4 protein-coding genes are annotated in these 5,377 nt (G+C 58.0%); 1 reads left to right on the top strand and 3 read right to left on the bottom strand.

Going from position 1 to position 5,377, the window contains the following annotated elements; translation table 11 throughout:
• Positions 1-177: 177 nt before the first annotated feature.
• The 3 genes from IBX51_RS14095 to IBX51_RS14085 form a co-directional block, all read right to left on the bottom strand.
• Positions 178-1,584: a 3-oxoacyl-ACP reductase gene (locus IBX51_RS14095; RefSeq protein ID WP_291831933.1), complete on the bottom strand. Its 1,407-nt coding sequence runs from the start codon at positions 1,582-1,584 to the stop codon at positions 178-180.
• Positions 1,585-1,782: 198 nt separating this feature from the next.
• Positions 1,783-2,334: a heme ABC transporter permease gene (locus IBX51_RS14090; RefSeq protein WP_291831932.1), complete on the bottom strand. Its 552-nt coding sequence runs from the start codon at positions 2,332-2,334 to the stop codon at positions 1,783-1,785.
• The gene (locus IBX51_RS14085; RefSeq protein WP_291831931.1) at positions 2,331-3,725 is read right to left on the bottom strand and encodes an ethylbenzene dehydrogenase-related protein; all 1,395 of its coding nucleotides are present in this window, start codon (positions 3,723-3,725) and stop codon (positions 2,331-2,333) included. The genes IBX51_RS14090 and IBX51_RS14085 overlap by 4 nt, the downstream gene beginning before the upstream one ends.
• A 198-nt stretch (positions 3,726-3,923) precedes the next feature.
• Between IBX51_RS14085 and IBX51_RS14080 the strand changes: the two genes are divergently transcribed.
• Positions 3,924-5,261 carry an acetyl-CoA C-acetyltransferase gene (locus IBX51_RS14080; protein ID WP_291831930.1) on the top strand — a complete coding sequence of 446 codons (1,338 nt, stop codon included), beginning with the start codon at positions 3,924-3,926 and terminating at the stop codon, positions 5,259-5,261.
• Positions 5,262-5,377 lie beyond the last annotated feature (116 nt).

Below are 5,377 nucleotides of genomic sequence, written 5' to 3'. Positions count from 1 at the left end.
GAGCATCGCCCTTACAAGGCGAGGGTCGGGGGTTCGATCCCCTCACCACCCACCAGATATGAAAAAAAGCAGGTCCATTGGATCTGCTTTTTTTTGTCTTCCTGAAAGTAACCTCACCGAAGCAGCACCAAAAGGCCAGGCGCAACCTTTGCCCGGCCCTGCGTTATTCGAGCGTAGTTATTTTCCGATCAGAGACTGACCGCACACACGCACCACGTTGCCGTTCACCCCGGCAGACGCCGGGCTGCAGTACCAGCCGATGGCCTCTGCCACGTCTACCGGTAAGCCACCTTGAGAGAGGCTGTTCATGCGCCGGCCTGCCTCCCGGATGGTGAAGGGCATGGCCGCCGTCATCTGGGTTTCGATAAAGCCCGGAGCGATGGCGTTGATGGTGACACCGTTCTTCAGCTGTTTTGCCATGGCCTCAACATAACCGATTACACCACTTTTGGCGCAGGCGTAGTTGGTCTGGCCAAAGTTGCCGGCAATGCCGCTGATGGAGGAAATGCACACGATGCGGCCGTTGTCACGCAGCAGCTCCCGGTGCATCAGTTCTTCGTCGATCAGTTCTTCGGCGGTCAGGTTGACCGCGATGGTCATGTCCCAAAAATGCTCAGGCATATTGCCCAGGGTTTTGTCGCGGGTGATGCCCGCGTTGTGAATCACCAGGTCTACCCCACTGGTTTCCTTGGCAATAAAATCTGCAATCAGCTTGGGGGCCTTCTCGTCGGTGATATCGCAAGCCAGGGCCTTGCCTTTGATCGCATCGGTTACGTTTTGCAGGTCTGCCATAACCGCCGGTATGTCGAGGCCAATCACCGTAGCGCCGTCCCGGGCGAGGGTTTCAGCAATGGCGGCACCGATGCCGCGGGAGGCGCCAGTCACGAGGGCGACCTTGCCAGCCAGCGGCGCGACCGGGTTGCTTGCCTTGGCTTCGTCCGCTTTGCCGATGCGAACCACCTGACCAGACACATAAGCCGAGCGGGCCGACAGGAAGAAACGAACGCTCGAGTCAAGCTGGTTTTCGGCATTGGGCGCCATCCACAGCAAGTTGGCTGTCGAGCCTTTCTTGCCCACCTCCTTGCCGACGCTGCGAACAAAGCCCTCCAGTGCCTGTTGGGCTGCAGCCTGGGGGGCTTTCCGGCAGGTGTGCGGATCTTGCCCGATCACCAGAACGCGGCCGTTGGCGGCCAATTTGCGGATGGTCGGGTGAAAAAAGTCATACAGTGCGCGCAGTTCCTGAGGGGATTTAAGGCCGCTGGCATCAAAGACAAGCGCCGAGAATTTTCCAGTCACTTCGCCGGACAGATCCAGGGCCTTGGCTTTGTTCCCAGCCAGGGCTGAGTCCGCAAGGGTGCCGAGGCCAGTGGCATGGTGCAGGTTGGCGGGGCTGGCGCCGATGATCGAACCAAGCGTCGCCATAGCTCGGGCACCGGCACCGGCGCCTACAAGTACGTCCCCTTCGATAAAGGGCTGGTCTACTCGCTTAAGGCGCTTCAATGGTGCCGGAGACGGCAAGCCGAGGGACTGCGCGGCGGTTTTACCAACGGGGGTGTTGACCAGTTTCAGGTAGATGTCAGACATGATTTCGTCCTTGTGAGTTCGTGAGAATGCAATGGTCTAGAGGTTAAGGATTTTGTCGACTAATGGATTGACTCAATGCCTGTAGGCCGTTGTCAGGCGTGCCAATACCTGTAGGCGGTTATCGGGGAGGAAGCGGTTTATGCGCCGTTATCCGGAGCATAAACCGTGTGTTGCGGATAATGTGCGGAAGGGCCTGGCCTACCGGTTGGTCCCTTGGCTCCTGATGCCAGCGACCGCGCAGACCAGACCAATCACGACCAGCGCCGCAACCACCCACGAGGGTACGTAGAAGGTATTGTACACATCCCAGCCGAACAGTTTCAGCAGGTCAGAAAACTGCGTAGTCGCGCCAACCAGATGGCCGCCAATGGTGCCGGTGGTTGCAAAGATGGACATGCCGGTAAGTGCCAGAACAACCAGCACCCATTTGCGAGCGCCATCGAACGCGCGACTGCCTGTGCGCCAAACCAGAACGGTGAGCATGGAGAAGATGCCCAGTGACCAGAGCGCAGTCAGAACGTGATTCCGGGCAAGGGGGCTGTAGATGACTGCGTCCAGCGTCCACACCAAAAAGCCGCTGGCAATGGCGACGCATGCCGCCAGAAGGCTGAGCACAAGAATCGGCAGCAGTCCCGCACGGCTGATGTCGGCAAACCGACCGTTGAGGAAGCCGCCAACCAGGATCATCAGTGTCGCCAGTGCCCAGAAACCCAGAGGGAAGTGGACGAGCATGTGGTGAATACCGCTCATGAGCGTTCTCCTCCAGGGTTGGTGTTTTGGGTGGGGAATGCCTTAAGCAGGCCGATGGTAACGCCGAGCATAGCCAGTAGTCCCGCGATTAATGTCATCAGCCACTGGTTGATAATTTTGTCATTAAATTCCATTTCAACACCGTAGATGGCCAGTTGCCTTTCGCTGTGACGGGCATGCACCGGCGTGCCCTCTTTGATGTCCTTGGCGCCGGCATGAGCCTGGCTGATCAACAGTGGCCAGTTCACCTGGCCGGGATAGAACAGCGTGACCTCTTTCCAGTTGTTGCCCCAGTCGGGCTGGTTGCCATTAAACGCCATGGCTTGCAGGTCGGCTTCTCGCCCCATGCCGAGGGAAACCGGTAGAGACACCAGATGCCAGCGGCCGCCAGTGGCGTTCCTGTGAATGGCAAAGGCCGCCGAGTAGAGCCCCTGGTTTTTCAGGATTTTGTCTTCGGTGGGTGAGCCGGTATCCAGCAGCCGGGACAGCGTTACATCCCAGTAGCCCTCGTTCCAGGTGGCCTTCTGCTGTACCTTGATGTCGCCCCGGGAGCCTTCTGCCTGCAGAAGGTAGCGGCGGGGAATGACATCGCCATTCTGCCAGGCATGGCTCGGGTCAAAGGGCACGGCGGTAGTGTCTGACAGGAAGTAAGCGCTATCTGTGCCGACCTGGCCGTTCGGAAGGTCCTCAAGACGAAGTGCATGCTGCCCTGTGGTTTCCGGGTTGAACATCCACCTAGGGGTTTTGGTCTCGCCATTCCAGTTGGTGCTGTACAGGCTGGTGCCGCTGTCACTACGCCGTTGTTCGCCAATGAACTGATCATCCGACAAGTCCATAGGGTTCGAGCGATGGGCACGCCAATGCCAGAGGTCCAGGAAATAGCCGGCCTCGCGCTGGGCGGTCAGCGTGTCCGGTGAGCGCACACTGGCCCAGTCAGTCACGTCCAGGCGGGTTCCCGGCAGGGATTTGGTGACCTCTTCCGGGGCTTCCTTGGTAAAGCCGGCGACACCGGCGCCAACCGTGATGTAGCCACCGTAACGGTCAAAGCCCGGAACACTGCCATCGTCCAGCATCATCGATACCCGATCTTCGTGGAAGCCCTCCGGGTTGGGGCCGGGCATGTCGCCGCCTTTTCTGATCCATTCGCCGTCCTGATAGACCAGAACATCGTGCAGGAGGTGGGGGCGACTGGCTGGCCAGCGGTAACGAAAATACACGTGGGTTTCGTTAAACGCAGCTTGCACTTGCATCGGGATGGTCAATTCCTCCGGGATGGAGATGTTGCGGTCCAAGTCATTCTGGATGATCCCGTTACCATGAGTTATCCAGGCCAGACCCAGTGCGAGGGGAAGCCCCAGCACCAGCCAGGCAGCACGGCTATTTCTTTCCATGATGAATTCTCGTTTTTCTTGCAGGTAAGTTAGATGTTAACTCAGTGTTAACGAAGTTTAGTAGACAAAAGGCATGTTAGTTGACTCAATACCTTCAGTAGGGTGTCAGAGGTGCCAATGAGGCTTGGCTGGTTGCCTTTAGACTGCGTACCATGCTGTCTAATCACGCATTATTCATACAGAAGGAAACAATCAATCATGGCTGAGTCACCCAAAACGCCCCAGAAGAAAGCCCCGGTGCAAAAGCGCGCCGGCAGCGCGTCCGCAGACATTCGTCGCGTCGCCGTGATTGGCGGTAACCGTACGCCGTTCGCCCGTTCCAACACCGCCTACAGTAAAATCAGCAATCAGGAACTTTTGACTTCCACGCTGCGCGGTCTGGTTGATCGATACAACCTGCAAGGCATGCGCCTGGGTGAAGTCGTGGCCGGTGCAGTGATCAAGCATTCCCGGGACTTCAACCTGACCCGGGAATCCGTTCTGAGCTCCGGGCTGGCGCCGGAAACCCCCGCATACGATATCCAACAGGCCTGCGGTACCGGTCTGGAGGCCGCCATCCTGGTAGGCAACAAGATTGCACTGGGCCAGATCGAGTGTGGTATCGCGGGTGGCACGGATACGACCTCGGATGCCCCGATTGGGGTCGGTGAGGGCCTGCGGAACATCCTGCTGGACCTGAACCGCGCCAAAACCACCACCGAGCGGCTGAAAATTCTGAGTCGTTTTCGCCCCGGTCACCTGGTACCGGAAATCCCGGAAAATGGTGAGCCTCGCACTGGTATGTCGATGGGCGAGCACTGCCAGGTCACCGCCAAAGAGTGGAGTATTGCGCGTGAAGATCAGGATCGCCTGGCCTGGGAGAGCCACCAGAAACTGGCGAAAGCCTACGAGGAAGGCTTCTTCGGAGACTTGATCACGCCGATGGCGGGCCTTGAGAAAGACAATATCCTGCGCCCGGACACCACCCTGGCGAAGCTGGCCACCCTCAGGCCGGCGTTTGATCGGGACAATGGCACCATGACAGCCGCCAACAGTACGGCACTGACCGACGGTGCTTCCTGCGTTTTGTTGGCCAGTGAGGAGTGGGCTAAAGCCAACAACATGGAAGTGAAAGCCTGGTTGACCTTTTCTGAAGTGGCTGCGGTTGACTTTGTCGACAAGAAAGAAGGCCTGTTGATGGCGCCGGCCTATGCGGTACCGCGTATGCTCGCGAAAGCTGGTCTGACCTTACAGGATTTTGATTTTTATGAAATTCACGAGGCCTTCGCCGCCCAGGTATTATCTACGTTGAAGGCATGGGAAGATCCTGGCTTTTGCAAGGAGCGCCTCGGGTTAGACAAACCGCTGGGCTCCATCGACCGTGCCAAAATGAACGTTAAGGGTTCTAGCCTGGCGACGGGCCATCCGTTTGCGGCCACCGGTGGCCGCATTGTGGCGACTCTCGCCAAGTTGCTTGAGGAAAAGGGAAGTGGCCGTGGGTTGATTTCTATCTGTGCCGCTGGTGGCCAGGGCGTTACTGCTATTCTGGAGCGGTAACTTACGGGAATGTGGCGATTTCCTTTGACAGAATACAATCCACGCCGTATTATGCGCACCTCGTTGATCGGGGCAACCCGGTAAACAACCAGTTTGATGCGGGGTGGAGCAGTCTG

The organism is Marinobacter sp., assembly GCF_014859525.1.
Taxonomy (GTDB): Bacteria; Pseudomonadota; Gammaproteobacteria; order Pseudomonadales; family Oleiphilaceae; genus Marinobacter.
Note: the sequence above shows the minus strand (reverse complement) of the source record. Positions and strands in the feature narration are given on the sequence as shown.

Excerpts from the sequence above, each read along its gene's own strand:
- IBX51_RS14085 (WP_291831931.1), bottom strand. The coding sequence starts at position 3,725 with ATGGAAAGAAATAGCCGTGCTGCCTGGCTGGTGCTGGGGCTTCCCCTC.
- IBX51_RS14080 (WP_291831930.1), top strand. The coding sequence starts at position 3,924 with ATGGCTGAGTCACCCAAAACGCCCCAGAAGAAAGCCCCGGTGCAAAAG.
- IBX51_RS14090 (WP_291831932.1), bottom strand. The coding sequence starts at position 2,334 with ATGAGCGGTATTCACCACATGCTCGTCCACTTCCCTCTGGGTTTCTGG.
- IBX51_RS14095 (WP_291831933.1), bottom strand. The coding sequence starts at position 1,584 with ATGTCTGACATCTACCTGAAACTGGTCAACACCCCCGTTGGTAAAACC.